Source organism: Providencia alcalifaciens, assembly GCF_020271745.1.
Classification (GTDB): domain Bacteria; phylum Pseudomonadota; class Gammaproteobacteria; order Enterobacterales; family Enterobacteriaceae; genus Providencia; species Providencia alcalifaciens_B.
Window position 1 is genome coordinate 518,655 of sequence record NZ_CP084296.1, and the last position, 25,690, is coordinate 544,344.

Sequence of the window (25,690 nt, forward strand, 5' to 3'; positions counted from 1 at the left end):
TTAAAAAATGAGATAAAGAGAAAAATATGGATTGCCGGCGCGCTTTATACCATAAAATGCAGTTGTAATCCAATAATTGTTGTTTTTTCGCTGATAAAAACCAAGTGTATTATTCAGATCTCAACGAATTTTACCCATCACAAAAGACCCACGAAGCAAATATAGAGCAACAACAAAACGATAGCGAAAAATGGTCAAGATGAAAAATTCATCATCAAAAATCAACTTATTGTTTTTGACAATTTGTGCTCTATAAAGCTCAATTTGAACAAACTACGCCTGAGGCTTGGCTTACTCTGTGCTCCATTATCTGTTTTTAATCGAATTGTGGGCATCTAAACATATCGCCAACTAGTTGGCAGAAAATGCGGTGACTGTTACCATACTCGGCATCAACGGTAAAAATGTCGCAACAATTGCCCATTTCCAAACCCTTTTTTTAACATGTCGCAAATCCCTGCTGACATATATGGACTGAACTCATGGCTATTATTATCAAAACTGAAGAAGATATTCAGAAAATGCGTGTTGCTGGTCGCCTAGCAGCTGAAGTGTTAGAAATGATCGCACCGCATGTTGTGCCGGGAGTCAGTACAGGTGAATTGGATCGCCTTTGCCACAAACATATTGTTGAGCAACAACAAGCGATCCCAGCCTGCCTTGACTATCATGGTTTCCCTAAGTCTGTTTGTATTTCTGTGAATGATGTTATCTGCCACGGTATTCCAAGCGACGATAAAATTCTGAAAGATGGTGATGTGGTTAACATCGATGTCACTGTCATCAAGAATGGTTTCCACGGCGATACCTCTAAAATGTTCATCGTTGGTAAACCAACTATCCAAGGTGAGCGCCTGTGCCAAGTGACTCAAGAGAGTCTGTATCTGGCTATCCGCATGGTAAAACCAGGTATCCGTTTACGTACCATCGGTAAAGCTATTCAAGAATTTGTAGAGAAACAAGACCTATCAGTGGTTCGCGAATATTGCGGTCACGGCATCGGTGAAGGCTTCCACGAAGAGCCACAAGTGCTGCATTATGATGCAGATGATAGCGGCGTTGTGCTGCAAAAAGGCATGACTTTCACTATCGAACCAATGGTAAATACTGGCGATTTCCGTATCCGTACCATGAAAGACGGCTGGACCGTAAAAACGAAAGACCGTGGTTGGTCTGCACAGTACGAGCACACTTTAGCGGTGACTGACAACGGCTGTGAAATTTTAACTCTGCGTAAAGAAGAAGAACCATTTATTTCTGCGGTTCTGATCAACGAGTAATCGTATTTCAAGCTCCTCCTAGGGGGAGCTTAGTTTTTCTGTTCATCCCTCCTAAAAAAACGTAAGCTGATCATAATTTCTGTATGGCTCTCAACACGGACAGATCATGATGACGGCACCTTCAAACAGCTATTTATCCCCCACTCAATTCCAACCTTCCGATCTTGAGCTCTCAGCACTTCGGCAACACGTTGATCAATTTGATGCTTGGCTAGAATCCTCATTTCACCACGGAAAAAATGTCGTGGATTTACTCCGTGCCCGTAGTGACTACCTTGATGCCTTGCTCACCAAGCTTTGGCAGAGTTACCATTTTGACCAATATTCAGATATGTCGTTGATTGCTGTCGGTGGCTATGGTCGTCATGAGCTACACCCGCTATCAGACATTGATATTTTAATCCTCAGCCAGCAACCGCTGCCTGAAGAAATTGCCGCTAAAGTCGGTCAGTTCATTACCTTACTGTGGGATCTGCGTTTTGATATCGGGCACAGTGTTCGTTCACTGGAAGAGTGCATTGAAGCAGGTAAACAAGACTTAACCACCGCCACCAACCTGATTGAATCGCGCTTAATCTGTGGTGATATCACCCTATTCTTAAGCTTACAGAAAACCATTTTTAGTGATGACTTTTGGCCATCCGCAACCTTTTTTGCTGCGAAACTAACTGAACAACAAGAGCGCCATCAGCGTTATCACAGCACTAGCTACAACTTAGAGCCAGATATTAAAAGCAGCCCTGGCGGATTACGGGATATTCATACCTTACTGTGGGTAGGTCGCCGCCATTTTGGTGCGACAACTGTCGATGAAATGGTCGGCTTTGGCTTTCTCACCGAAGAAGAGCGGCAAGAGCTCAAAGAATGTTTATTGTTTTTATGGAAAATCCGCTTTGCCTTGCATTTAGTGGTCAAGCGCTATGACAATCGTCTACTGTTTGATCGTCAATTTAGTGTTGCACAATCATTAGGTTACACCGGAGAACGCAACCAACCTGTCGAGCACATGATGAAAGATTTCTATCGTGTCACTCGCCGCGTCAGGGAATTGAATCAAATGCTGCTGCAACTGTTTGATGAAGCTATTTTGGCATTGAATCCGAATGAAAAACCGCGCCCTATTGATGAATATTTTCAACTGCGCGGCAACTTAATCGATGTCATTGACGAAATGCTGTTTATTAAGCAGCCAGAAGCTATTTTGAAAATGTTTTATCAAATGGCTCGCAACCCCAATATTGAAGGGATCTACTCCACCACATTACGCCAATTACGCTTTGCACGGCGTGATCTGAAAGTCCCATTATGCGAAATCCCTGAAGCTCGCCGCATATTTGTCAAAATATTGCGCCACCCAAGAGCCATAAAAGGGGCTTTTGTGCCGATGCACTTACACAGTGTTCTCAGCGCTTATACGCCACTTTGGAGCAACATTGTCGGGCAAATGCAGTTTGACCTATTCCACGCCTATACGGTGGATGAGCATACTATTCGCGTCTTACAAAAAATCGACAGTTTTACGCAGGAAGAAAATCGCCGGGAGCACCCACTCTGCGTCAGTGTGTACCCTAAAATTTTACAACCAGAACTGTTGCGACTAGCGGCAATGTTTCATGATATTGCCAAAGGACGTTCAGGGGATCACTCCGATTTGGGTGCTGAATTTGTCTATGAGTTCGCCCTTCAACACGATTTTACAACCAAAGATGCCGAGCTTGTCTCATGGCTGGTGAAAAACCACTTATTGATGTCCGTAACAGCCCAACGCCGAGATATTCAAGACCCTGATGTGATCAAACAGTTTGCCGGAGAAGTAAAATCAACAGCGCGCTTGAATTACCTGATGTGCTTAACGGTTGCCGATATTTGCGCCACCAACAGCACATTATGGAATAGCTGGAAGCAAAGCTTGATCCGCGAGCTTTATCTTTCTACCGAGCATCAACTTAACCAAGGCATGCAAAGCACTCCCGATCTTCGTGAGCGCATTCGTCATCATCGTTACCAAGCGCTATCGCTACTGCGCCAATCTCACATCGATGAAGAGAAGCTCAACACTCTGTGGTCACGCTGTCATGCGGATTATTTCCTGCGTCACACGCCGATTCAACTGGCTTGGCATGCCAACCACTTGCTCAAACACGATTTAACTCAGCCTTTGGTGTTAATCAGCACTCAACCGAAACATGGTGGAACAGAAATTTTTATCTGGTGTCATGACAAAGCACATTTATTTGCGGCAGTCGCCAGTGAACTGGATAGACGCAACCTAAGCATTCATAGTGCTCAAATTTTTACTAATAAAGACAATATGGCAATGGATACTTTCGTGGTGCTCGAACCTAACGGCTCGCCACTTTCGAAAGATAGATATGAACACATTCGCAAGGCACTGTTACTGGCGGCTCAACAACCTGAAATTCCGTTACCAAAACCGCGAACACTCCCTGCGAAGCTACGCCATTTCAGCGTGCCAACCAAAGTAAATTTTCTACACTCAAATAATGACCGCCGCACCTATATGGAGTTATTCGCTCTAGATCAACCCGGATTGCTCGCCAAAGTGGGGCACATTTTCGCTCAAATGGAGATTTCTTTATACGGCGCCCGCATCACGACCATTGGCGAAAAAGTCGAAGACTTTTTTGTATTGGCAGATAGAGAACACAAAGCGTTGGATAAAAATATGCAACAAGAGTTATCAGAAAGGTTGACAGAAGCCCTTAAATCGAAGGATAAAATATAGTGCCAGTCTAATTTATGGCATGTTACCTGACTGAGAACCATTGTAGGAGAAACAGCATTAATGCAACAATTACAAGTAATTATTGAACAAGCATTCGAAGATCGCGCATCCATTACCCCAAATACCGTCACACCAACGGTTAAACAAGCCGTGATGGAAACCATCGCTTTATTAGATAGCGGTAAACTGCGTGTTGCAGAAAAAATTGCAGGGGTTTGGGTCACTCACCAGTGGCTGAAAAAAGCGGTTTTATTATCTTTCCGTATTCATGATAACCAAGTCATCGAAGGTGCTGAAAGCCGCTATTTTGATAAAGTTCCGATGAAATTTGCAGATTACGACAAAGCTCGCTTTGAACGTGAAGGCTTCCGTGTTGTTCCACCAGCAGCCGTACGTCAAGGGGCTTATATCGCCAAAAACAGCGTATTGATGCCATCTTACGTCAACATCGGTGCGTATGTTGATGAAGGAACAATGGTTGATACATGGGCAACGGTTGGTTCTTGTGCGCAAATTGGTAAAAATGTTCACTTATCTGGTGGCGTCGGCATCGGTGGTGTTCTGGAGCCATTGCAAGCAAACCCAACAATTATCGAAGATAACTGCTTTATCGGCGCACGTTCTGAAGTGGTTGAAGGCGTGATTGTTGAAGAAGGCTCCGTGATTTCTATGGGCGTTTATCTGGGTCAAAGCACCAAGATTTATGACCGTGAAACTGGTGAGATTTTCTATGGTCGCGTACCTGCTGGCTCCGTTGTCGTTTCGGGTAATTTACCGTCCAAAGATGGTAGCTACAGCCTATACTGCGCCGTGATTGTGAAAAAAGTTGACGAAAAAACCCGTGGGAAAGTCGGCATCAATGAGTTACTAAGAAGTATTGATGAGTAAGCATAGATGAGTGACTTACTCGTAAGTTACCGCATCAGTGACTAATCAAACTCTACACTCTCACCTTCCCGTACATTTTTAGGGGCATAAGGTGTAAAACGCGAAGCTACCCCGAAGCGCATGTCCATCTGCGAATCGGGTAGCCGAGTGACCCATCAAGCCATTATTCCACTGCTCTATTGATTCACAATGAAAAATTCTACACTTCAAGCATAAACCTCTCGTTAAGTCAGCAGAAGCCTCTGAGTTATAGATAGATAACGCAAATAATAAAGTAGATTCTATTACAAACAGAGGTTGGTCAAACTGGATTAATCGCGCATAATATGAGCGAGATTTACTGCCCTTGGTCAATTAGCTGCTATTATTAGATAGTTATTTTGTAACTCATCATTTTATAAGCAATTAGGGCTCAGTAAATGGTTATAAAAAGAGACCGCTTTGTTTATAGCCCTTATTTATAACCCTAAAAGTCATCGACACAGTCCCTTACGATTAAGCGAGCTAACATGTACGACAATTTGAAAAGTTTAGGTATCAGCAACCCGCAAGATATCGACCGCTATTCCCTGCGCCAAGAAGCTAATAACGATATTTTAAAAATTTACTTTCGCAAAGATAAAGGCGAGTTTTTCGCTAAAAGCGTGAAATTTAAGTACCCACGCCAGCGTAAAACTGTTGCAGCAACTGATGGCAGCAACAACTTCAAAGAAATTAACGAAATCAATACTAACTTACGTTATGTGATTGAAGAACTGGATCAAATTTGTCAAAACGACCAAACTGATGTTGATTTAAAACACAAAATTTTAGATGACTTACGTCATTTAGAACACGTTGTGTCCAATAAAATCGCGGAAATTGAAGCGGATCTCGAGAAACTCACTCGTAAATAATCCGTATACTCAATGCCTTGTAGCTGCACTGTAAATAGCCCGTTGGCACTCAATTACCAACATATTTCATGTTTACAGTGCAGATGCACAGATACATAAGTCTCGCTATTTACAGCAAATCCGCCCAAGATTGTAACCATGCTTTAGCAAACTCTTCCGGCTCATCCACTTCAGTGGCATCAATAAACAGCACATCGCCAATACGGCTGCCAGATTGCTCAGCTAATAATTCATCAAACTGTTTACCCGCTCCGCAGAAATTCTCATAGCTGCTATCACCTAAGGCAATCACGCCATATTTCAATTCAGGCTGATAGCCGACAACGTCTTTAATTTCATAGAAAAGAGGCGCAATAGTGTCAGGAATGTCACCTTGTCCAGTGGTGGAAGTGATCACCAGCGCAATGCCTTCTCCCGCATTGTAGACTTGCCAATCCGCCAGAGTTGGCTCATCAAACACGGCGACTTCATGGCCTTGCTGTTCAAAGATCTCTTGCGCTACTTCAGCAACCGCTAACGCGTTGCCATACACCGTCCCGACAAAAATTCCGATTTTGGACATTACGCCCTCCTTATAAAAGCCTATCAAACAGGATAATCAATCACATTAATGTCGAGCTTTGAGACAGTATCACCCCATCCAAATTGCTCAACTAATGATAGCCATTGTGCATCCCATGGTGCGACTAACGATATTTTTTCTTCTGTTATAGGGTGAATAAATATTAGCTGGCTAGCATGCAGCATCAAGCGAGAAACAGAAAAGTGCTCACTTACACCACGGTTTTGTCGTAAATCTCCATGTTTACTATCCCCAATAATTGGGTGACGTAAATGGGACATATGGCGTCTTAATTGGTGTTTGCGTCCGGTTTCAGGTTTAAGCTCAACAAGGCTAAAACGCGCAGTATCATAGCGGCCAATTGCCACTGGACACTCAACTGTCGCCAAGGGTTTGTAATGAGTGACGCACTCTTGTAGCCGTGGCTCTTTAGTGGCGTGTTTATCCGCAATTTTGTCGAGTTCCTCGAGTAACGGATAATCTAATCTGTCCCCTTGTGTAACGTAGCCCCGCACAATCGCATGGTACACTTTTTCCATGGTATGCTGTTCAAACTGCTCGGCGAGTGACCTTGCTACCTCACTGGATAATGCAAACAACAACACACCCGATGTCGGTCTATCAAGACGATGGATTGGAAAAACATGCTGCCCAATTTGGTCACGCAGTGTTTGCATCACAAACACCGTTTCTTTGCTGTCGAGCCAACTACGATGCACCAACATGCCTGCTGGTTTATTAACAGCAACCACATACTCGTCTTGATAGATAATGTCCAACATCCGTTATCCGCCCATCACAGTAAATTGAAAATAGCTATCTAATTCACGAAGATGGTCAAGAAACTCAATAAAGCGCCCTTCTTCATCGTCTTTGTAGATCTCTTCAAAATACGGTGCGATAGCAAAATTGCTCGGCAGCATGGCACCTTGATCGATCATTGCTGTCAGTCGAGGAATTAAAATCCACTGAAGCCATTGGGCGGCTTCCATCGTATCGATGGCAAAAGGTTCCACACTCTCAAACGCGTCAGGACTTGGCGGGACCTCTTCCCATAAGGATTTAGCTCTCATCTCTATTTCAAGATGACCGAGTTTCTCAAGGATGCGCTGCTCAATATTCATACTAAAACCTATTCAAATATAATAATTCAAAATATACCGTATTTTTGGACACTGTTTTGTCATAAACATGGTTCTGTCATAAACATAGTCTGTCGCAAATATAGTCTGTCGCAAATATAGTTCTGTCGCAAACATGGGGATGAAACAAGCAAAAAACAATCATGCGCCTCCAAATTATGTATCTATGTCCCTTTATTCACATTGACTAAAACAATTAATAATTGTTTATCATTTGTTGTATATTTAGCATTTATTATCAAATGTTTTTCTACACAGTTTGCTTTTTTCATTATTAATATAAAGATGGTTTATCTATGGGACTATTAAAGCAGTGGCGTCAACAAAACAAGACATGGAAATCTTTCACTAACAAATACGTACAGCTAAAAAGAAAGATCCGCATTGCTAAGTTGCCCTCACAACAATATCAGCAATATCAATCGATGTGCGATACATACCAAAGCGCACAGCTATCAGCGACTATCGATGGCGTACCTCAATTTATTGAGCGACCAATTAATAAATACCTGCATAAAACGTGGAGTGGTAAACAGAAATTATCCACCGCAAGCTATACGTTAGATTTGATTGAAAAAACCTTTACGCCTGAAGCTATCACCGCCATGTTTTCGAATAAACGAGATGGCTTAACGGTCGCGAATATTGAGCTAAAATCCGGGGATTTTGCCCAATTAAAAATGATTTATTCTCAATATCCACGTGAAGGGGATCTCTCCATCCATTTACTCAATGAAACGGGTGATGAAATCTATTTGATGAGCTTCTCATTTGGTGAACAAGGCCAACTGTATGTCTGCTCCCTACAAGGGCCATCGACTGAACAGAGCGTAGAGCAAGTGAAATCAATCACAAAACAGATGCATGCAATGAGACCTAAAAACCTTTTAATGTCTGCTATTTATGCGGTAGCTGCTTATTTCCAAATCAAATCTATTCTAGGGATTTCAAATAACAGCCATATCAAAAGCCAGCATTTAAAATCCAGCTACGATACTTTTTGGGAAGAGTGTGGCGGTGTTTTAAATACCGAAGGTTGGTATCAATTACCACTTCAAGAGCCGATGCGTGATATCGAGTCAGTGAAAAGTCAGAGACGCTCTGAATTCCGTAAACGCGAAGCACTGAGAGAAGCTATGTCTCAAAGCATTATTGAATCTCTTACTCAATACTCCAATACAGCCCAAAAATAAAAAAAAGTAGCCAGTTAAAAACTAACTGGCTACTTATCTATCAATTGACTTGCATCCTGCAATGCGACTTCCTGCCGCCTAACATCCTGTTAGATAAAAATTTAGCAGGCTAACTGTTCTGCTAGGTTATCCATTCCCTTGTTTTTTATATGTAAAAAAGCTAAACAACTACCCTGTCCAGCCCGATAAGAATGTATTAAATCCATTAAGCAAACAACCTAGTGTTCTACATTCAGGTTATTCAAAAAATAGTAAAAAACTTAAAATGGATAGTAACGCCATGAAATCAAAAGTTAAATAGTTCTCATTTCGATAAAATGAAAAATTATTAAGATATGGCTTAACCAAATTGTAGGCAATAACCTACAGCACCATGCTATAAATCTCTTACCCCTGAGATGATATAACGGGCTTCAGTTGTTGAATAAAGCTCGCAAGATTTTCTGCAATAACTTGTCGTTGTTTGCTTCCAAACGTTTCTACAATAATTTCTCCTGTTAAATTACACATAGAAATCATCTCTAATTCAGAGTCTAACGTGGCAATAAACAGCGTTGGTGATAACTTTAAGCGCTTTTGAGTCACCAAATGCCCAATCAAGTTTTCCTGCAAGCGAATAAAGTCCTCTTCACTCCACACTTGCACCAAATTCAATGACAAGTCACCACACGTCGCACTCATGTCCCCAGCTAACTGAGTGGTATAAAAAGCGTGAATATCGTCCTGTAATTGGAGATCTAACGCATTAGCCACATTATTTAAGCTTTTCTCTTCTAATGGAAACGGTTGAGGTTCCCAATAAACCACATCATCACCAGTACGAACGATGCAAGGAGAAGGTACCCCATACAGCTCAGCAGACTCAGGGGGAAGCCCTGTAGCTTCTTGCCACTTAGCCACATACTGGTTGGTAAAATTTTTAATTAAATCAGAGATTATTGTATTCATCGTTTTTCAATTGTGAGAAATAACATTATTGAAACCAATTTAAATTGGCAGACTCAATATTACGGATAAATGGTATTATGACAGAAGTTAACAAGCGAATAAAACGCACTCAGTTTGCCAATGTTCAGCGCTGACACACCGAAAAGATAAGGATCACTATGTCTCACTATCAAAATAACCCCGCTCTCGATAATTTAACCCTCGGGAAAAAGACGGCTTATCATGACCAATATGATGCCACTTTATTGCAAGCGGTGCCGCGTAGCCTTAATCGCGATCCTTTGGATATTCATGCTGATGCACTGCCATTCCACGGTGCCGATATTTGGACATTGTATGAACTCTCTTGGCTAAATGCCCGCGGCGTTCCTCAAGTGGCGATAGGCTCCGTCAGTGTTGACTCCACAAGTGAAAACCTTGTGGAGTCAAAAAGCTTCAAGCTTTATCTCAATAGTTTCAATCAGACGCGCTTCGAAACGTGGGAAAATGTACGAAGCGTTTTGCAAAATGACCTAAGTCACTGTGCCAATGGCGAGGTTAAGGTTACACTTTATAAACTTGATGACTTCACTCAGCAAGCCATTCACCAATTCCAAGGTATCTGTATTGATGAGCAAGAGATTGACATCGATAACTATGAATTTAATCGCCACTATTTGGTCGATTGCACCCAATCCGAGATCGTCGAAGAAACCCTTGTCAGCCACCTGTTGAAATCAAATTGTTTGATAACCAACCAACCTGATTGGGGCTCAGTACAAATTCATTATCGTGGTCCAAAAATTGACCGTGAAGCGCTATTACGTTACCTCGTCTCATTTCGTCATCATAATGAATTCCACGAACAGTGTGTGGAGCGCATTTTCAACGACATAACAACACTGTGCAAACCAGAAAAATTATCGGTGTATGCACGCTATACTCGCCGAGGTGGGCTGGATATCAACCCATGGCGCAGTAATGAGCAATTTATCCCTGATATAGGTCGCTTGGCACGGCAATAAGCGCCTACTAAATTGAAAATCAGTGTAATTTAAGAGGCTACTATTTAAATCATTTTCAATGAATTCACGCATCAAGAGCCCAATTAGGCAAAAGAGTGTTACTTAATTACTCATATCAGCCCATTAGGTTGCAATGCTAAAAAAATAAAAGAAAATTAACGAGTTAGATAGAGCATCCGATTATTTTTCACACTATGAAATGCTAAATTTCACTCTATATATCAATAAATTACATCATCATTTTGGATGAAAAAGAAGGGAGTGCTTCCCTTCTTTCCACATCATTCTCACATCACAGCTTTGACTTTTACTCCCTTCAAGGATTTGTATCAAAGCAAAAAATAATTCAGCACTCAAATGTTACAAAACTGTAATTGTTTTGTAAGGTTGTTTGGAATAGTAATGACATACACTCTGGCTTATAGATAATGTTTATTCCTTAACGCCTTAAAAATAAAGTTATGCATTCTATTATTTTTCCTTTTACTATTTTAAAAATAATTAACTGGAGAACTTCATGTTTAAAATTAAAAAGCTAATTACTGCATTATGCCTTTTTTCATCCTCTTTAGCATACTCAGACATCAATATGTATGGACCAGGAGGCCCTCATACTGCCCTAAAAGAAGCTGCTTCATTATATCAAAAGCAAACCGGAATAAAGGTGAATGTTAATTATGGACCGCAAGCAAGCTGGAATAACAGCGTAAAAAAAGATGCTGATATTATTTTTGGTTCCTCAGAACAATCAGCTCTTGCAATTATTAGAGATCACAGCGAAATATTTAATGAAAAAGATACCATTCCTTTATATTTACGAAAAAGCATTATTCTTGTTAAAAAAGGAAACCCTAAAAATATTCAATCAATCGAAGACTTAACAAATAACGGTATCGGTATCATTGTTAATGATGGTGGAGGGAGAAGTAATACATCAGGGACTGGTGTTTGGGAGGATATTGCAGGAAGAATGGGGAATATAAATATAGTCAAAAACATTCGTAAAAATATCATTCTATTTGCCCCGAACAGCGGCTCTGCTAGAAAAGAATTTGAAACAAATCCTAACGCAGATGCTTGGATAACATGGCTCGATTGGGCTATTAGCAATCCGAACATAGGTGATATCGTGCTTATTTCACCCGATAAGACAATATGGAGAGATATGAATATTACTGTTAGAAAAAACGCATCAGAAGAAGTTAATAACTTTGCAGAATGGCTACAATCAGGGAAAGCAGATAACGTTTTTTATAAATATGGGTGGGTCAAAAGTAATTAATTTTTAATATATACAGTTAATTAAAAATCGCCACCTATTTTACGAATAAATGCCTTTTTAAATTATAAAATTACTAGATAAATCATAATTTATCATATTATAAAGAAACCATATCTATACAGTAACTAGAAAATCTTAGACACATCAAAATACTGAAACTTAACATTAAAAGTCATTGATATTATAGAAGCCATTAAAAAGGCATTGATTGCAGAATAACCAAATCAAGAAGAATAAAAAATAGCTTTAAAAATATTTCGCCACATGAAATAAAAAATATATTGCCGATTAAATAAATAACATTATTTCAGATGGAAACATAACTACAGCTAGATTAATGCGAAGTATTTTAAAGGATATGTTTAACAAGACCATGTCAGATGATGTTATTGATTTTAACCCAGTAATCGCGACCAGAATCCTAAGTAGTCAAATAGCCATACCGCTTACCATTTCAAATAATATTGCAAACAAGACTTTTCAATCAGAGCTAGATAGATATAAGTATAAATTGAACGGAAAGGAATTCGTGCTGGTTTCACTGAAGGGTGATATGCTGCCAGATAAGACTATTGGCAAGGCTTCCCCTTGGTTAGAAGTAAAAGCGGATTATCATGGAAACACTCTTCTCCAACATTCCACGAAATAAGAAGCTTAATATCAAGAGCATACGGGAACGAGAAATCAAATGAGTTCGCTAACCAGCTTTTAGGACATAAATAAATGGACATGACAAGAATGTATCAGGATGATAGAGGTCTTAGCTGGAAAAAGATTGAGATTTGATATTGAATTTATTTCGAATTATTTTGGAGAATACTCCGTAACAAAATGATTTATAAAGGTAAAAAATGATTACTCATATCAGTCCATTAGGCTCTATGGATCTATTGTCTCAGCTTGAAGTCGATATGCTGAAACGTACAGCGAGCAGCCATCTGTATCAGCTATATCGAAACTGCTCCTTAGCGGTATTACATTCAGGAAGCTTAACTGACAGCAGTAAAGAGCTTTTAGAAAAAAGTACAGGTTTTGATATCAACATTTTACGCCGTGAGCGTGGTATCAAATTAGAGCTTATCAACCCGCCAGAAAAAGCGTTCGTTGATGGTAAAATTATTCGCTCATTACAAGCCAACTTGTTTGCTGTATTGCGCGACATTCTGTTTGTTCACGCTCAAATCAGCAATGCCAAACAGCAATTCCATCTCGATTTAGAAAACAGCACTCACCTCACTAATATGATCTTTTCTATCTTACGTAACGCCCGTGCGCTACATATTGGTGAAGATCCGAATATGATCGTGTGCTGGGGTGGTCACTCCATTAATGAAAATGAATACCTGTATGGCCGTAAAGTCGGTAATGAACTCGGCTTACGTGAACTGAACATCTGTACGGGTTGCGGACCGGGTGCCATGGAAGCGCCAATGAAAGGTGCCGCGGTAGGTCACGCTCAACAGCGTTATAAAGACAGCCGTTTTATCGGGTTAACTGAGCCGTCCATCATCGCGGCTGAGCCACCTAACCCATTAGTTAATGAACTGATCATCATGCCAGACATTGAAAAACGTCTTGAGGCATTTGTCCGTTTAGCCCACGGGATCATTATTTTCCCTGGTGGTGTGGGAACCGCAGAAGAGCTGCTGTATCTGTTGGGTATTATGATGGATCCTGAAAATACCGAGCAAGTACTACCATTAGTTCTGACTGGGCCAAAAGAGAGCGCAGAATACTTCTCTGTTTTAGATGATTTTATTCGCCATACTCTGGGAGATGAAGCTAGCAAGCATTACCAAATCATTATCGACAACCCGCAAGAAGTGGCGCGCGTGATGAAAAAAGGTATGTCAGCAGTGAAAGAGAGTCGTCGCAATACGGGTGATGCATACAGCTTCAACTGGTCGATTAAAATCGCCCCTGACCTACAACATCCGTTTGAACCGACTCACGAAAATATGGCATCACTGAATCTGCATCCGGGGCAATCCCCAGAAAAACTGGCTTCCGATTTACGCCGTGCTTTCTCTGGAATCGTCGCCGGTAACGTAAAAGAAGTCGGCATGAAAGCGATTGAAAAACATGGTCCTTTCAAAATTCATGGGGATAGCGACATCATGAAACGCATGGATATTTTACTTCAAGGTTTCGTGAAACAGCATCGTATGAAGTTGCCAGGTGGCACCGCTTATGAACCTTGCTATGAAATTGTGAAATAATCACCTACGCGCCAAGGACGGCGCGTTTAACCGCCAAATAGCTTATGATCCATTTATTAATTATTGATGCTCTAAACTTAATTCGACGTATCCACGCAGTTCAGGGGAGCCCATGTGGAGACACCTGTTTATCCGCTATTTCTCAATTAATTAACCACACTAACGCCACACATGTTGTGGCGGTATTTGATGAAGAAGGTCGCCACCATAGCTGGCGTCATGAAAAACTGCCTGACTATAAAGCAGGGCGCCAGCCTATGCCTGAAAACTTGCAAGCTGAGTTACCTCAGCTCATCGCCCAATTTGAAGAAAATGGCATTCATTGCTGGCAATCTGAAGGTGATGAAGCCGATGATTTAGCGGCCACGCTCGCCAAACGCATTGCCGATTCTGGTCATACTGTCACCATTGTCTCCACCGATAAAGGCTACTGTCAGCTACTCTCTCCAAACCTGCGTATCCGTGACTATTTTCAAAAACGTTGGTTGGATGTTCCTTTCATTGAAAATGAATTTGGGGTCAAGCCTGAGCAACTTCCTGATTACTGGGGTCTTGCGGGGATCAGCAGCAGTAAAGTTCCGGGAGTTGCAGGGATTGGCGCCAAAAGTGCCACGGAGCTGCTTCAGCGATTCCACACTATTGAAAACTTGTACGCCAACTTTGATGCTCTTGAAGAAAAATGGCAGAAAAAACTCGCTAATCAACAAGAAATTGCACTGATTTGCCGCGATATTGCCACATTAAAAACAGATATTACATTGAAAGGTAATCTGAATCAGTTGCGCTACCAAGCTAGATAACAGACACAAAAAAGGTCACTTCACAGTGACCTTTTAGGTTGATGACAAAGAGGGATAAAAGCGTGGTTTTTCCCTCTTTGTGTTATCAGGCGAAAATCAATAAATTGATTTTCCTCGTTAATTTTATAAACCAAACGAGCCATTTCCAAACCTGATGGGTTTATCAATGGTCTGAAAGGTCACTTCACAGTGACCTTTTACTATTCAAGCCAACTTTAACTTAATAATATTCACGCGCCATTGGGTTTGCAGACCAAACACGCTGTACATGCACAGTGACTTCTTCACGGTCATGGTAAAGCTGTTTTGCGTGGATCAGAACGTTAATACCATTCTCTTTCAGCTGAACTTTCATTTTTTCCAGAATATGCGCCACTTCTTCATAGCGTTTTTTCATCGGCAGCTTCAAGTTAAAAATGGTCTCACGGCACCAGCCTTCTTGCAGCCACTGAGTCATTAATGCAGCAACCTTGGCAGGTTTTTCCACCATATCACATACGAGCCACGTGATATTTTGAGAGGTTGGCTTAAATTTAAAACCATCTTCACGGTGATGTCGAACTTGCCCTGTATCCATCAGGCTTTCCGCCATTGGGCCATTATCTACCGCTTCCACCATCATGCTGCGTTTGACGAGCTGGTAGGTCCATCCCCCTGGACATGCGCCAAGATCCACCGCTTTCATGCCACTCGCTAAACGCTCATCCCACTCTTCATAAGGAATAAACACATGGAAAGCCTCTTCCAGCTTTAATGTCGAACGGCTTGGTGCATCCGATGGGAACTTCAAGCGCGGAATACCCATATAGAAATTCGAGCTATTATTCGAATAGGAATAACCCGTATAGCAGCACCCCGGCGCAATAAAGAACACGTGGACGACTGGGCGTTTAAAGTTCTCTTGCGCTAATAAAACTTTCTCTTGGCGTAACGCATTACGCAGAGGTACCGTAAATTTACGGCAGAATTTCATCAATTCTTTTGATTCATTGGTATCCGCAACTTCAACACGCAGATCCCCTGCTCTCTCAACCTGCTGGCTAAGCGCGTTCACAATCGGTGTGACTCTATCTTCTGGCGGTAAATCTTTTAATAAATCACCCACCACAAACATTTGGCGAGCAAAAATCAATTCACGAAATGGAAGTGTGCGCGCAAGGATGTCCGCATCCTCAGATTGATAACATTCGAAAATAACATAGCCGCTATTTTCTTTAACGCGGGCAAAACCGTAAATTTCTCGTTGCCCTGCTTTATCTGTAATTTCTGCTGCACACTCTTTTTCAAAGCCCGGGCGGCAATATAATGCAATTTTATTACTCATTGCGTGACGCCGATTTCCTTAGACGCATAGCGCCAATAACAACTAAAAGCCAGCCAACGAGGAAGCAAACGCCACCTATTGGCGTAAAATAAGAGAAGTATTTTACCTGTAATAAGGCCATACAATAAAGGCTACCACTAAAAAGAAGTATCCCTACGGAGAAAAACACACCTGCCCAATAGAACCACAAAATGACTTTACGCAGTAATACCGCACCCAGCACCATTAATGCAACGGTATGAAACATTTGATAACGTAGCCCTGTTTCAATCCAAGCCATTTGATGAGCACTCATAATTGGAGAAAGCGCATGAGAGCCAATGGCGCCAAATGCAACAATAAAAAATCCACTAATCCCTGCAAAAATTAACATCAAACGACTATTCACAATAGCACCTTCGTTTTAACTGTTTGATTATTGTATATGCGTCAAATCTTGGTCATTGGTAATAAAACCGAGCTTTTCTTGCTCACTGGCTGCTTGCGCCAGGATCCATTGACGAAATGCCGCTATTTTCCCTAAATCGGCCTGACTTTCTTGGCAGACCAGATAGAATGCATTTTTACTGACTAATACTTCACTAAACGGACACACCAATCTGCCTGCATCAATCTCATTCTTTGCCATCACATTATTAGTTAATGCTACCCCTTGCCCATGAACTGCCGCTTGGATCACCATGGCACTGTGGCTAAAAATGGGTCCTTGCTGCACATTCACAATATTTTGCAAATCCAACTGCTTAACATAGGCTTGCCAATCACGTCGAGAAGAGTCATGAAGCAACGTATGCTTAGCTAAATCTTCAGGGTTCTTCAGTTGATTCCCCCCGGTCATCAACGAAGGTGAACACACTGGCATTAAATATTCGGCGTAAAGCCTGTCTGTTCTTAAGCCTGTCCAGTTCCCTCTGCCATAAAAAATGGCAACATCCACATCATCCGCTAGCTTATCTTCTTCCCGATCAACTGCTTGAATACGCACATCAATGCCAGGGAAAGCTTGGTTAAACCCAGAAAGCCGAGGAACCAACCATTGTATCGCGAAACTTGGCGATAAGCTTACAGTTAGTGCGCCTTTTGCGCTTCTGGCTTGAAGCTTTCTCGTCGCCTCATTTAAAGACGAGAAAATTTCTTTAATATCAAGGTAATAACTTTGCCCTTCTTCCGTCAGCAGTAGTGAGCGATTTCGACGGCGAAATAGCTTTAATCCGAGGAAATCTTCTAAGCTTTTTATTTGATGACTGACAGCTGCCTGTGTCACAAATAATTCATCTGCCGCTTTAGTAAAACTTAAATGACGGGCAGCGGCATCAAACACTCTCAGAGCATTTAAAGGCGGTAATCTTTTAGACATAATCTCTTCAACTCAGCTTCGTTATATGCATTAGTTTTTCTTATCCGAAGCATTATAAATTGTCCCTTGAGGATACGCCAGTAAATACCTATAGTATGCGCACTTCCTAAGCCGGAACGAAAAGTTGCAGAGTTTAGTTACTTTGAAACTTTTGGCTTTGTGGTTGTGATGTTGTGTTTGCAAGTTGTCTGGTTAATCCAGGCTTTGTAGCGATTGCTACTGTTTTTTTTCACTTCCTGTACATTTACCCTGTCTGTCCATAGTGATTTTTATAGTGCACCGCCTAAGCGCGGTGCTTTTTTTATTTTGGGCGTCATAAAATTCATTATGAAAGATAAAATAACATTATCCTATCGGATTTCGAGTAAAACAGCCCATAAAACGCATTTAAATTAAATTTAACCATTAGGTTAAAAAGCAAAACTTCATCGATTTAGTGCGTTACCCTTTTCAGGCGCGCAATTATTCAAAAATTTGCGCAAAAATCTTTCTATTAAGTGTAACAAATTATTTCTAATAATCGATAACTGAATAACATTTTTTATCTCCATCTACTTATTCGCGGTTTTCCGTTATTATCATAATCAACGCATATTCATAACTACAACTACAGCCACATTCACCTATTGGATAGCTAACATCAAAGAATCAGCATAATGGATAACTTTAACGCCCCTCAATTTCGTCAGCAATTTCCAGCCATCGGCACTGACATTGTTTTCCTTGATAGCGCCGCGACCGCCCTAAAACCCTTAGATATGATCAATGCCTCTGACGATTACTACCGTTTTTCAGGCAGTTCGGTCTATCGAGGGCAATCCCCTGAAGTATTAAAAATTACTCGATTGTACGAACAAGCTCGCGTATTAACTGCAAGATTGATCCAATCTCCGGACGAAAAATCCATTATTTGGACTAGAGGTACCACTGAATCTATTAACTTGATTGCACAGAGTTATTTCCGTGACAAACTTCAAATAGGTGATGAAATTATCGTCAGTGAAACTGAGCATCACTCAAACTTGCTGCCGTGGCTGATGTTGGCACAACAAACAGGTGCAAAGATCGTAAAATGGGCGGTTACTCCTGACTTAACCTTAGATCTCAATGTGCTACAATCAATCTTGAACGCCAAAAGCAAAATTGTTGCAGTAACGCAAATGTCTAACGTAACGGGCTACCAGCCGGATATTAGCGCGATAACCACACTTGCTCATCAATTTGGTGCAAAAGTCGTTATCGATGGCGCTCAAGGCGTTGTACACCACCCTCTTAACGTCATTGAAACCAATGTAGATTTCTATGCTTTTTCAGCACACAAATTATATGGACCTACAGGTTTAGGCATCTGCTATGGAAAACCTGAACATTTCGCTAATATGAGTCCATGGCATGGCGGCGGTAAAATGTTAAATCACGTTGATTTTTCAGGCTTCACCCTCGCCCCAATACCTCAGCGATTTGAAGCTGGAACCCCGAATATCGCGGGTGTGATTGCCTTTTCTGCGGTGCTTAAGTGGCTTTCAACGCAAAACTTAGTACAAGCAGAAGCCTATACTTGTGCCCTGATAGACTATGCCTATGAGCAGCTTTCTCAGCTCGAAGGTGCAATTTGCTATCGCACTCAAAATTCTCCGCTTTTATCTTTCAATTTCCATAATATTCACCATAGCGATTTAGGGCTTTTCTTGACCAAACAGAAAATTGCATTACGCTATGGGCAACATTGTGCTCAACCATTGATGGATTCACTCAATATTAGCGGCTGTTTACGTATCTCCGCCATGCCATATAATAACAGGCAAGATATTGATAAATTTATTGATTCAGTAAAATTTGCACTTTCGATTTTAAATGATTAAAAGGTAATCTAATGACTTTGTCTCGACATGAACTGGCTTCTCATCCATTTGGCACAGAAATTGTCATTCACGAAATCGTTGAACAGTTTTCCAAACAAAAAGCGTGGGAAGATAAATATCGCTTACTTATTCAACTCGCGAAAAAATTGCCCTCACTCACAGATGAAGAAAAGCAACAGACTCAGGAAGTTCATGGGTGTGAAAACCGTGTATGGATTGGTGCTATTCTCAATGATGATGACACTTTCCATTTTTATGGGGATAGCGAAGGGCGTGTAGTGAAAGGGTTATTTGCTATTTTGCTCGCCTGCGTTGAACAGAAAAATGCACAACAAATTTTAGAGACTGATTTTGAAGATATTTTTAGCCAAACTGGTTTATCAGGGCAACTCAGTGAATCCCGCCAAAATGGGATCCACGCATTAATTGCTGCAATTAAGAATATTGCGGGCGAAATGACCCCAGCAGAATAATTATCCCGTTGAGGCTACTTTGTGGCCTCAATTCTACTATTTAGCTTCTCTTTGTGCTTTTGCAACCATCTTTTTCAACACATGGGACACCGCAATAAAGCCAAAACTGGCAGTTACCATTGTGACCGCGCCAAATCCTGATGCACAGTCCATACGTTTTGAACCATCTGCCGTGCTTTTCGCCGCGCACACGGTTCCATCACTTTGTGGATAGACCAACTGCTCCGTCGAAAACACACAATCGATTCCTAATTTACCTTTGCCATTTTTCACGACATTAAAGTCTGATTTCAGACGTTCTCGTAATTTCGCTGCCAAAGGATCTTGAATCGTTTTCGCTAAATCCGCGACTTGAATTTGGGTTGGATCAATTTGACCTCCTGCGCCCCCCGTCGTCACGATAGGAATTTTAAAACGTCGACAATACGCGAGCAGCGCCGCTTTTGGCCTTACACTGTCAATGGCATCAATAACGTAATCAAACCCCAAGGAAAGGTATTCGGCCACATTATCCACCGTAATGAAATCATCGATAACATTCACGGTACACTCAGGGTTGATTGCCAAAATGCGCTCTTTCATCACATCAACTTTAGGTAGCCCCACCGTTGATTTCAATGCATGAAGTTGGCGATTCGTATTTGTCACGCAGATATCATCCATATCTATCAGGGTGATAGCACCAATACCTGAACGGGCTAATGCTTCAGCAGCCCACACGCCAACGCCGCCCACGCCAATAACACACACATGTGAACGTGCAAAAAGATGAAGGGCTTGTTGCCCATATAAACGCCCGATTCCAGCGAATCGCTGCATCCACGCATCAGAAAGCTGAGCTTGCATAATCACAAACAACCTTAGTTAAAACGAAAATCTAATAAACAGTAAATGGGTGCTACATCGCACTAAAAACAGGTTGGCTCTTTTTCAGAACCCATACTCGACCATAGTGGTTATAAAAACCGGCCATTTTCCCTGCATCGTGCCCTGTTCCATGATAAATATCGAAATGGTGCCCTTTAATTGCGCCGCCCACATCGAGGGCTACCATCATACGCATTTCGTATCTACCCGTAAATTTCCCATTTCCATCTAACACAGGAACTTCGGCTAGCAATGCGGTTCCCGGTGGGATCAAGGTTTTATCCGATGCTACCGACGCTTTTGCTACTAATGGCACCGCACTCGCGCCTCTTACAGGGACAAATGATTGCGGTTTAAAGAAAACAAATGACGGATTACTCTCAAGTAATTCACGCACTTCTTGTTCACTGTGCGTGTTTGTCCAATCGTGAATAGCCTGTAGGGACATTTTCTCTAAAGGCACTTCACCTCTATCAACCAACACCTTGCCAATACTTTTATATGCATGACCATTTTTGCCTGCATAAGCGAAGAAATTCAGTGGGCTACCATCGCCGAAATCCACGTAACCACTGCCTTGCACTTCCATCATAAAATTGTCGACAGGAGAATCGCTGTAAGCCAGGATCAGATTGTTACTGAGTGCGCCATTATATATTTGCGCACGGCTAGGTAGGCGCCCCTTACCTTTTGACGGCATACCATACAATGGATAGCGATAATTTCCTTGCGGCGAGCGGCGAGCTTCAATCACAGGCGTGTAGTATCCCGTAAATTGGACGTTTCCGTAGTTGTCCATCCCTTCCATTTGGAAAGCCGATAAATTGAAACGCGATAACTGAGCAGGATCGCCTCCTGCCATTAACCAGTTTTCTATTGCGTGGTAGGTTTCACTATTATTGTTGAATAAGCGTGGCGATGCATTTTGAATTTCCGTGACTTGACGATTGAAATCAGGTGCATTAATCGGCCGACCTTGCACGGTTACTTGATTAACTTGCTGCAAGTCACTGTGCATTTTACCATCTTTATATTGTTGCCCTTTATCTGTTGGATGAGATTGACACCCTGCCAGTAAAGAAAAGAAGATGCCCGCGATTAACCCTTTCTGCCATGAATTCATCTTTATACCACCTAACACATATCCAATATGAAGCGCACAATAGCAAACCCAAATTGAGAATGAAACGGCTATAAATATTTAGTGAAGTTATTTTTGGGTTAGAAACCTTTAAAGAACAAAAAAACTACATTTTGTGCGATTTTTAAACACCACTTGATGAAAAATGAAAAAAAAACACGAAAAAACTTGCATCAGATCTCATCCCGAGTATAGTGCCCGCTATCGGACGCGGGGTGGAGCAGCATGGTAGCTCGTCGGGCTCATAACCCGAAGGTCGTTGGTTCAAATCCAGCCCCCGCAACCAATTTCTTGATTTAGTCAAACTTGATTCAGTCAAAGTAAATTCAGCAGTAAAATCAAAGTAGTATCCCAAAGTAGTCAAATATTCAGGCGCGGGATGGAGCAGCATGGTAGCTCGTCGGGCTCATAACCCGAAGGTCGTTGGTTCAAATCCAGCTCCCGCAACCAATTCCTGATATATTTAACCTCTTCAGTCGCGGGGTGGAGCAGCTTGGTAGCTCGTCGGGCTCATAACCCGAAGGTCGTTGGTTCAAATCCAGCCCCCGCAACCAATTCTTTTTTTCTTCTTATTTATCCTTTTCTATATTTTTCATAGTCATATCAAAACCCAAACTGATATTTAATCACTCAATTCCTCTTTTTCAGCCAATAAAAAAGGCGACTCACATTGCTGTTTGCCACCTTCTTCAACATGTAAAATATCGCGATTAATTGCGGATAGCTAGTTCACCACCATTACGGAAATAAGCTTTGATCCCTTCAAAAATCGACTCAGCCATCTGCTGTTGGAACTTAGCAGTTTTGAGTTTACGCTCTTCTTCTAAATTACTGATAAAGGCTGTTTCCACCAAAATAGAGGGAATTTCAGGGGCCTTTAATACCGCAAAGCCAGCTTGGTCCACTTTGTTTTTGTGTAGCCTGTTAACGCGGCCCATTCGTTTTAAAACTTCATCTCCAAACTTCAAGCTGTCATTGATCGTTGCAGTTTGCACCAGATCTAACATGGTGTGGTCGAGATACACATCACCACTTTTACTCACTCCACCAATTAAGTCAGCTTCGTTCTGAGTTTGGGCAAGGTAACGCGCCGTATTACTGGTGGCGCCTTTGGTCGATAGCGCGAAGACCGATGAGCCATGTGCCGAACGGTTAGTAAATGCATCCGCATGAATAGAAACAAACAAATCAGCCTGCATTTTTCTCGCTTTCGCCACGCGGACTTTTAATGGAATAAAGACATCCTCATTACGCGTCATATATGCCCGCATTTTCGGATCTTTATCAATCAGCGTTTTCAGGCGACGAGCAATTTGTAAAACCACATCTTTTTCACGGGTCTTATACTTACCAATCGCACCGGGGTCTTCCCCACCGTGCCCAGGGTCAATCATAATAACAATCGGTCTATCGGTACCCGCTTTCCCCGGTTTTTTCGCCTGTACGGGCATGCTCTCTTCTAAATCACCTTTGTTGTAATCTTCAAGGAGTGCCAATAATGGGTCATCGTTGGTTTCAACACCTTTACCTGGATAAAAATCCATGACTAAACGGTGTTTAAATTCAGCGACTGGCGGTAGGGTAAAGAATCGAGGAGACACTTTGTTTTTAACTTCAAAAACCAAACGTACCGTTTTAGGATCAAATTGCCCGACTCTCACTAATTTTAAGTAAGGGTCTCGAGACTGAATTTGGCTACCCATATTCTTAAGAACGTTATTTAATTGAACGCCCTCTAAATCAACAACAATACGCTCTGGATTGTTTAAAACAAACTGACGATACTTTAAAGGAATGCTGGATTCTAGAGTAATACGGGTGTAACTCGAGGCAGGCCAAATACGAACGGCAACAACGCTACTACTGGCAGCAAAACCGAATGGGCTGACACTTAATAGCATAACCGCCGCCGCACCTTGCAATAGGCGACGTTTTGATGGGTTGTGATCTTGATGACTCATCAATAATTCCGAATCTATATCCTGAAAAGTTTAATAATATCTAAGACAAGAGATAATATATTAGCGACTAATTCGCACTCTATCTAGTTCTTCATCCTTTGTCATTACCAATCTATTCTATTTATATCTCAGCACGTATCTATTCAATGCAATACAAACGCCATACTTGCGTAATTTAAATAGTTAATGATGCTCAATTGTCGAATAACATTTATTGGCAATTATCTGATATGTAGGTTGCATTGCTGTGATTATATCTATTTATATTTAGAGATATGTAAACCTTAAAAATAAATTTGTTACTTTTATTGCCCTAACTTTTACTTGATATTTCCCTCCAAAAAGAATAAAAATACAGTTATTGCGAATAAAAATTCAGTTAAGAGGGTAATTATGAAAGAGCGCAGCACCGAATTGGTTGATGAATTTCGCCATTCGGTACCTTATATAAACGCCCACCGTGGCAAGACATTTATCATCATGCTTGGCGGTGAAGCAATTGCTCATGAGAATTTTCCTAGTATTGTCAATGATATAGGGCTACTTCATAGCCTTGGCATTCGTATTGTCGTTGTTTATGGCGCTCGACCTCAAATTGAAGAGATCCTTGCTGAACATAATTATGACGCCATTTATCATAAACATACCCGTGTTACTGATGCGAATACCCTTGAATACGTTAAGCAAGCTTCTGGAGCATTGCAGCTCGACATTACCGCCCGTTTATCGATGAGTTTAGGCAATACGCCATTGCAAGGGGCACACATTAACGTCGTGAGTGGTAATTTTGTGATTGCACAGCCTTTAGGGGTCGATGATGGAATTGATTATTGCCATAGCGGTCGTATTCGTCGCATCAACGAAGATGCCATCAATGCTCAACTCAATAATGGATCTATCGTGTTAATTGGTCCCGTGGCAGTTTCTGTCACTGGTGAAAGCTTTAACCTCACCTCAGAAGAGATTGCAACTCAGCTTGCCGTTAAAATCAAAGCCGAAAAACTGATAGGCTTCTGCTCATCTCAAGGTGTGGCTGATAAGGACGGTAATATTCTGTCTGAACTCTTCCCAAATGAGGCAGAAACACGGATTCAAGAATTAGAGTCTGAAGGGGATTATTATTCTGGAACAGTTCGCTTCTTGCGTGGTGCAGCTTCCGCCTGTCGCCGAGGTGTACGCCGTAGCCACTTACTTAGCTATCAAGAAAATGGCTCACTGATCCAAGAACTATTCTCCCGGGATGGTATCGGTACACAGATAGTTATGGAAAGCTCAGAAAAGACTCGCCGTGCAAATATCAATGATATTGGTGGGATTTTAGAGCTAATCAGGCCTCTTGAGCAGCAAGGTATTCTGGTTAGACGATCACGGGAACAACTCGAAATGGAGATCGATAAGTTCACGATTATTGAACGCGATAATTTGGTGATAGCCTGCGCAGCACTTTACCCATATCCCGAAGAAAAACTCGGAGAAATGGCTTGCGTGGCAGTGCACCCTGATTATCGTAGCTCCTCTCGGGGTGAAGAACTGCTACAGCGGGTTATGGCGCAAGCGAAGCAACTAGAGCTGGATAAACTGTTTGTCTTAACCACTCGGAGCATTCATTGGTTCCAAGAACGCGGTTTTATTCCGGCAGAAATTGAGATGCTTCCTGTCAAAAAGCAGGCTTTTTATAACTATCAGCGTAAATCGAAAATCTTAATGCTGGATATTAAAAGCCAAGCCGCTTGAAGTATCCCAGA

At 41.6% G+C, this 25,690-nt stretch carries 23 protein-coding genes and 3 tRNA genes; 16 read left to right on the top strand and 10 right to left on the bottom strand.

Going from position 1 to position 25,690, the window contains the following annotated elements; all coding sequences use genetic code 11:
- Positions 1-482 precede the first annotated feature (482 nt).
- The 4 genes from map (at position 483) to LDO51_RS02315 (ending at position 5,810) form a co-directional block, all read left to right on the top strand.
- Positions 483-1,280, top strand: coding sequence for a type I methionyl aminopeptidase (map, locus tag LDO51_RS02300; RefSeq protein WP_036956350.1), 798 nt, complete (start codon positions 483-485; stop codon positions 1,278-1,280).
- A 106-nt stretch (positions 1,281-1,386) separates the two neighbouring features.
- The gene (glnD, locus tag LDO51_RS02305) at positions 1,387-4,026 is read left to right on the top strand and encodes a bifunctional uridylyltransferase/uridylyl-removing protein GlnD (protein ID WP_225576189.1); all 2,640 of its coding nucleotides are present in this window, start codon (positions 1,387-1,389) and stop codon (positions 4,024-4,026) included.
- A 60-nt stretch (positions 4,027-4,086) separates the two neighbouring features.
- Positions 4,087-4,914 carry a 2,3,4,5-tetrahydropyridine-2,6-dicarboxylate N-succinyltransferase gene (gene dapD, locus LDO51_RS02310; RefSeq protein WP_225576190.1) on the top strand — a complete coding sequence of 276 codons (828 nt, stop codon included), beginning with the start codon at positions 4,087-4,089 and terminating at the stop codon, positions 4,912-4,914.
- 509 nt (positions 4,915-5,423) lie between these two features.
- On the top strand, positions 5,424-5,810 hold the full coding sequence (locus tag LDO51_RS02315) for a DUF3461 family protein (protein WP_036956344.1): 387 nt from the start codon (positions 5,424-5,426) through the stop codon (positions 5,808-5,810).
- Between the two features lie 109 nt (positions 5,811-5,919).
- On the opposite strand, the gene LDO51_RS02320 is transcribed toward LDO51_RS02315, so the two are convergent.
- Genes LDO51_RS02320 through LDO51_RS02330 form a run of 3 tightly spaced genes read right to left on the bottom strand, consistent with a single transcriptional unit; the run spans position 5,920 to position 7,496 of the window.
- Positions 5,920-6,372, bottom strand: a complete 453-nt coding sequence (locus LDO51_RS02320) for a flavodoxin (protein WP_225576191.1) — start codon at positions 6,370-6,372, stop codon at positions 5,920-5,922.
- A 23-nt stretch (positions 6,373-6,395) separates the two neighbouring features.
- The gene (gene truC, locus LDO51_RS02325; RefSeq protein WP_181477515.1) at positions 6,396-7,154 is read right to left on the bottom strand and encodes a tRNA pseudouridine(65) synthase TruC; all 759 of its coding nucleotides are present in this window, start codon (positions 7,152-7,154) and stop codon (positions 6,396-6,398) included.
- A 3-nt stretch (positions 7,155-7,157) separates the two neighbouring features.
- Complete coding sequence (locus tag LDO51_RS02330) at positions 7,158-7,496, bottom strand: YqcC family protein (RefSeq protein WP_211887486.1); 339 nt, start codon at positions 7,494-7,496, stop codon at positions 7,158-7,160.
- Positions 7,497-7,810: 314 nt separating this feature from the next.
- Here LDO51_RS02330 and LDO51_RS02335 point away from each other — a divergent pair, with 314 nt between their 5' ends.
- Positions 7,811-8,707: a VirK/YbjX family protein gene (locus LDO51_RS02335; RefSeq protein WP_225576192.1), complete on the top strand. Its 897-nt coding sequence runs from the start codon at positions 7,811-7,813 to the stop codon at positions 8,705-8,707.
- A gap of 387 nt (positions 8,708-9,094) precedes the next feature.
- Here LDO51_RS02335 and syd read toward each other — a convergent pair whose 3' ends face one another.
- The gene (gene syd, locus LDO51_RS02340; RefSeq protein WP_225576193.1) at positions 9,095-9,655 is read right to left on the bottom strand and encodes a SecY-interacting protein; all 561 of its coding nucleotides are present in this window, start codon (positions 9,653-9,655) and stop codon (positions 9,095-9,097) included.
- A gap of 158 nt (positions 9,656-9,813) precedes the next feature.
- On the opposite strand from syd, the gene queF reads away from it, so the two are divergent.
- The 5 genes from queF (at position 9,814) to xni (ending at position 14,960) form a co-directional block, all read left to right on the top strand.
- Positions 9,814-10,659, top strand: coding sequence for an NADPH-dependent 7-cyano-7-deazaguanine reductase QueF (gene queF, locus LDO51_RS02345; RefSeq protein WP_225576194.1), 846 nt, complete (start codon positions 9,814-9,816; stop codon positions 10,657-10,659).
- A gap of 517 nt (positions 10,660-11,176) precedes the next feature.
- Positions 11,177-11,941, top strand: a complete 765-nt coding sequence (locus LDO51_RS02350; RefSeq protein WP_225576195.1) for a substrate-binding domain-containing protein — start codon at positions 11,177-11,179, stop codon at positions 11,939-11,941.
- A 358-nt stretch (positions 11,942-12,299) separates the two neighbouring features.
- A complete protein-coding gene (locus LDO51_RS19615; protein WP_225576196.1) occupies positions 12,300-12,590 on the top strand; it encodes a hypothetical protein in 291 nt (96 codons plus the stop codon).
- A gap of 202 nt (positions 12,591-12,792) precedes the next feature.
- The gene (gene ppnN, locus LDO51_RS02360; protein ID WP_225576197.1) at positions 12,793-14,160 is read left to right on the top strand and encodes a nucleotide 5'-monophosphate nucleosidase PpnN; all 1,368 of its coding nucleotides are present in this window, start codon (positions 12,793-12,795) and stop codon (positions 14,158-14,160) included.
- Between the two features lie 44 nt (positions 14,161-14,204).
- Positions 14,205-14,960 carry a flap endonuclease Xni gene (gene xni / locus LDO51_RS02365; protein ID WP_225576198.1) on the top strand — a complete coding sequence of 252 codons (756 nt, stop codon included), beginning with the start codon at positions 14,205-14,207 and terminating at the stop codon, positions 14,958-14,960.
- 220 nt (positions 14,961-15,180) lie between these two features.
- Here the strand turns inward: xni and rlmM are convergent, their stop codons facing one another.
- The 3 genes from rlmM to LDO51_RS02380 are packed head-to-tail and all read right to left on the bottom strand — an operon-like array spanning position 15,181 to position 17,641.
- Positions 15,181-16,284 (bottom strand): 23S rRNA (cytidine(2498)-2'-O)-methyltransferase RlmM, encoded by a 1,104-nt coding sequence (gene rlmM, locus LDO51_RS02370; RefSeq protein ID WP_225576199.1) that lies wholly within the window; start codon positions 16,282-16,284, stop codon positions 15,181-15,183.
- Positions 16,277-16,672 carry a DUF423 domain-containing protein gene (locus tag LDO51_RS02375; protein WP_036956331.1) on the bottom strand — a complete coding sequence of 132 codons (396 nt, stop codon included), beginning with the start codon at positions 16,670-16,672 and terminating at the stop codon, positions 16,277-16,279. The genes rlmM and LDO51_RS02375 overlap by 8 nt, the downstream gene beginning before the upstream one ends.
- Before the next feature lie 27 nt (positions 16,673-16,699).
- The gene (locus LDO51_RS02380) at positions 16,700-17,641 is read right to left on the bottom strand and encodes a transcriptional regulator GcvA (RefSeq protein ID WP_036956330.1); all 942 of its coding nucleotides are present in this window, start codon (positions 17,639-17,641) and stop codon (positions 16,700-16,702) included.
- Positions 17,642-18,297: 656 nt separating this feature from the next.
- On the opposite strand from LDO51_RS02380, the gene csdA reads away from it, so the two are divergent.
- Positions 18,298-19,503: a cysteine desulfurase CsdA gene (gene csdA, locus LDO51_RS02385; RefSeq protein ID WP_225576200.1), complete on the top strand. Its 1,206-nt coding sequence runs from the start codon at positions 18,298-18,300 to the stop codon at positions 19,501-19,503.
- An 11-nt stretch (positions 19,504-19,514) separates the two neighbouring features.
- Positions 19,515-19,976 carry a cysteine desulfurase sulfur acceptor subunit CsdE gene (csdE, locus tag LDO51_RS02390; protein ID WP_225576201.1) on the top strand — a complete coding sequence of 154 codons (462 nt, stop codon included), beginning with the start codon at positions 19,515-19,517 and terminating at the stop codon, positions 19,974-19,976.
- 36 nt (positions 19,977-20,012) lie between these two features.
- On the opposite strand, the gene tcdA is transcribed toward csdE, so the two are convergent.
- Both tcdA and mltA read right to left on the bottom strand, forming a co-directional pair.
- Positions 20,013-20,822: a tRNA cyclic N6-threonylcarbamoyladenosine(37) synthase TcdA gene (tcdA, locus tag LDO51_RS02395; RefSeq protein ID WP_225576202.1), complete on the bottom strand. Its 810-nt coding sequence runs from the start codon at positions 20,820-20,822 to the stop codon at positions 20,013-20,015.
- Positions 20,823-20,874: 52 nt separating this feature from the next.
- Positions 20,875-21,966 carry a murein transglycosylase A gene (mltA, locus tag LDO51_RS02400; protein ID WP_225576203.1) on the bottom strand — a complete coding sequence of 364 codons (1,092 nt, stop codon included), beginning with the start codon at positions 21,964-21,966 and terminating at the stop codon, positions 20,875-20,877.
- Positions 21,967-22,193: 227 nt separating this feature from the next.
- Here mltA and LDO51_RS02405 point away from each other — a divergent pair.
- The 3 genes from LDO51_RS02405 (at position 22,194) to LDO51_RS02415 (ending at position 22,538) form a co-directional block, all read left to right on the top strand.
- Positions 22,194-22,270 (top strand) — tRNA-Met (locus tag LDO51_RS02405).
- A gap of 87 nt (positions 22,271-22,357) precedes the next feature.
- Positions 22,358-22,434, top strand: a tRNA-Met gene (locus tag LDO51_RS02410).
- 27 nt (positions 22,435-22,461) lie between these two features.
- Positions 22,462-22,538: transfer RNA gene (locus LDO51_RS02415), tRNA-Met, on the top strand.
- A 156-nt stretch (positions 22,539-22,694) separates the two neighbouring features.
- On the opposite strand, the gene amiC is transcribed toward LDO51_RS02415, so the two are convergent.
- Positions 22,695-23,945, bottom strand: a complete 1,251-nt coding sequence (amiC, locus tag LDO51_RS02420; RefSeq protein WP_225576204.1) for an N-acetylmuramoyl-L-alanine amidase AmiC — start codon at positions 23,943-23,945, stop codon at positions 22,695-22,697.
- A 393-nt stretch (positions 23,946-24,338) separates the two neighbouring features.
- Between amiC and argA the strand changes: the two genes are divergently transcribed.
- Complete coding sequence (gene argA, locus LDO51_RS02425; protein WP_225576205.1) at positions 24,339-25,679, top strand: amino-acid N-acetyltransferase; 1,341 nt, start codon at positions 24,339-24,341, stop codon at positions 25,677-25,679.
- The last annotated feature ends 11 nt before the right edge of the window (positions 25,680-25,690 follow it).

Coding starts and splice junctions, on each gene's coding strand:
- truC (WP_181477515.1), bottom strand. CDS start 7,154: ATGTTGGACATTATCTATCAAGACGAGTATGTGGTTGCTGTTAATAAA.
- argA (WP_225576205.1), top strand. CDS start 24,339: ATGAAAGAGCGCAGCACCGAATTGGTTGATGAATTTCGCCATTCGGTA.
- LDO51_RS19615 (WP_225576196.1), top strand. CDS start 12,300: ATGTTTAACAAGACCATGTCAGATGATGTTATTGATTTTAACCCAGTA.
- syd (WP_225576193.1), bottom strand. CDS start 9,655: ATGAATACAATAATCTCTGATTTAATTAAAAATTTTACCAACCAGTAT.
- csdA (WP_225576200.1), top strand. CDS start 18,298: ATGGATAACTTTAACGCCCCTCAATTTCGTCAGCAATTTCCAGCCATC.
- dapD (WP_225576190.1), top strand. CDS start 4,087: ATGCAACAATTACAAGTAATTATTGAACAAGCATTCGAAGATCGCGCA.
- tcdA (WP_225576202.1), bottom strand. CDS start 20,822: ATGCAAGCTCAGCTTTCTGATGCGTGGATGCAGCGATTCGCTGGAATC.
- LDO51_RS02315 (WP_036956344.1), top strand. CDS start 5,424: ATGTACGACAATTTGAAAAGTTTAGGTATCAGCAACCCGCAAGATATC.
- queF (WP_225576194.1), top strand. CDS start 9,814: ATGTCTCACTATCAAAATAACCCCGCTCTCGATAATTTAACCCTCGGG.
- csdE (WP_225576201.1), top strand. CDS start 19,515: ATGACTTTGTCTCGACATGAACTGGCTTCTCATCCATTTGGCACAGAA.
- rlmM (WP_225576199.1), bottom strand. CDS start 16,284: ATGAGTAATAAAATTGCATTATATTGCCGCCCGGGCTTTGAAAAAGAG.
- LDO51_RS02350 (WP_225576195.1), top strand. CDS start 11,177: ATGTTTAAAATTAAAAAGCTAATTACTGCATTATGCCTTTTTTCATCC.
- LDO51_RS02380 (WP_036956330.1), bottom strand. CDS start 17,641: ATGTCTAAAAGATTACCGCCTTTAAATGCTCTGAGAGTGTTTGATGCC.
- LDO51_RS02330 (WP_211887486.1), bottom strand. CDS start 7,496: ATGAATATTGAGCAGCGCATCCTTGAGAAACTCGGTCATCTTGAAATA.
- LDO51_RS02320 (WP_225576191.1), bottom strand. CDS start 6,372: ATGTCCAAAATCGGAATTTTTGTCGGGACGGTGTATGGCAACGCGTTA.
- amiC (WP_225576204.1), bottom strand. CDS start 23,945: ATGAGTCATCAAGATCACAACCCATCAAAACGTCGCCTATTGCAAGGT.
- glnD (WP_225576189.1), top strand. CDS start 1,387: ATGATGACGGCACCTTCAAACAGCTATTTATCCCCCACTCAATTCCAA.
- map (WP_036956350.1), top strand. CDS start 483: ATGGCTATTATTATCAAAACTGAAGAAGATATTCAGAAAATGCGTGTT.
- ppnN (WP_225576197.1), top strand. CDS start 12,793: ATGATTACTCATATCAGTCCATTAGGCTCTATGGATCTATTGTCTCAG.
- LDO51_RS02335 (WP_225576192.1), top strand. CDS start 7,811: ATGGGACTATTAAAGCAGTGGCGTCAACAAAACAAGACATGGAAATCT.
- xni (WP_225576198.1), top strand. CDS start 14,205: ATGATCCATTTATTAATTATTGATGCTCTAAACTTAATTCGACGTATC.
- mltA (WP_225576203.1), bottom strand. CDS start 21,966: ATGAATTCATGGCAGAAAGGGTTAATCGCGGGCATCTTCTTTTCTTTA.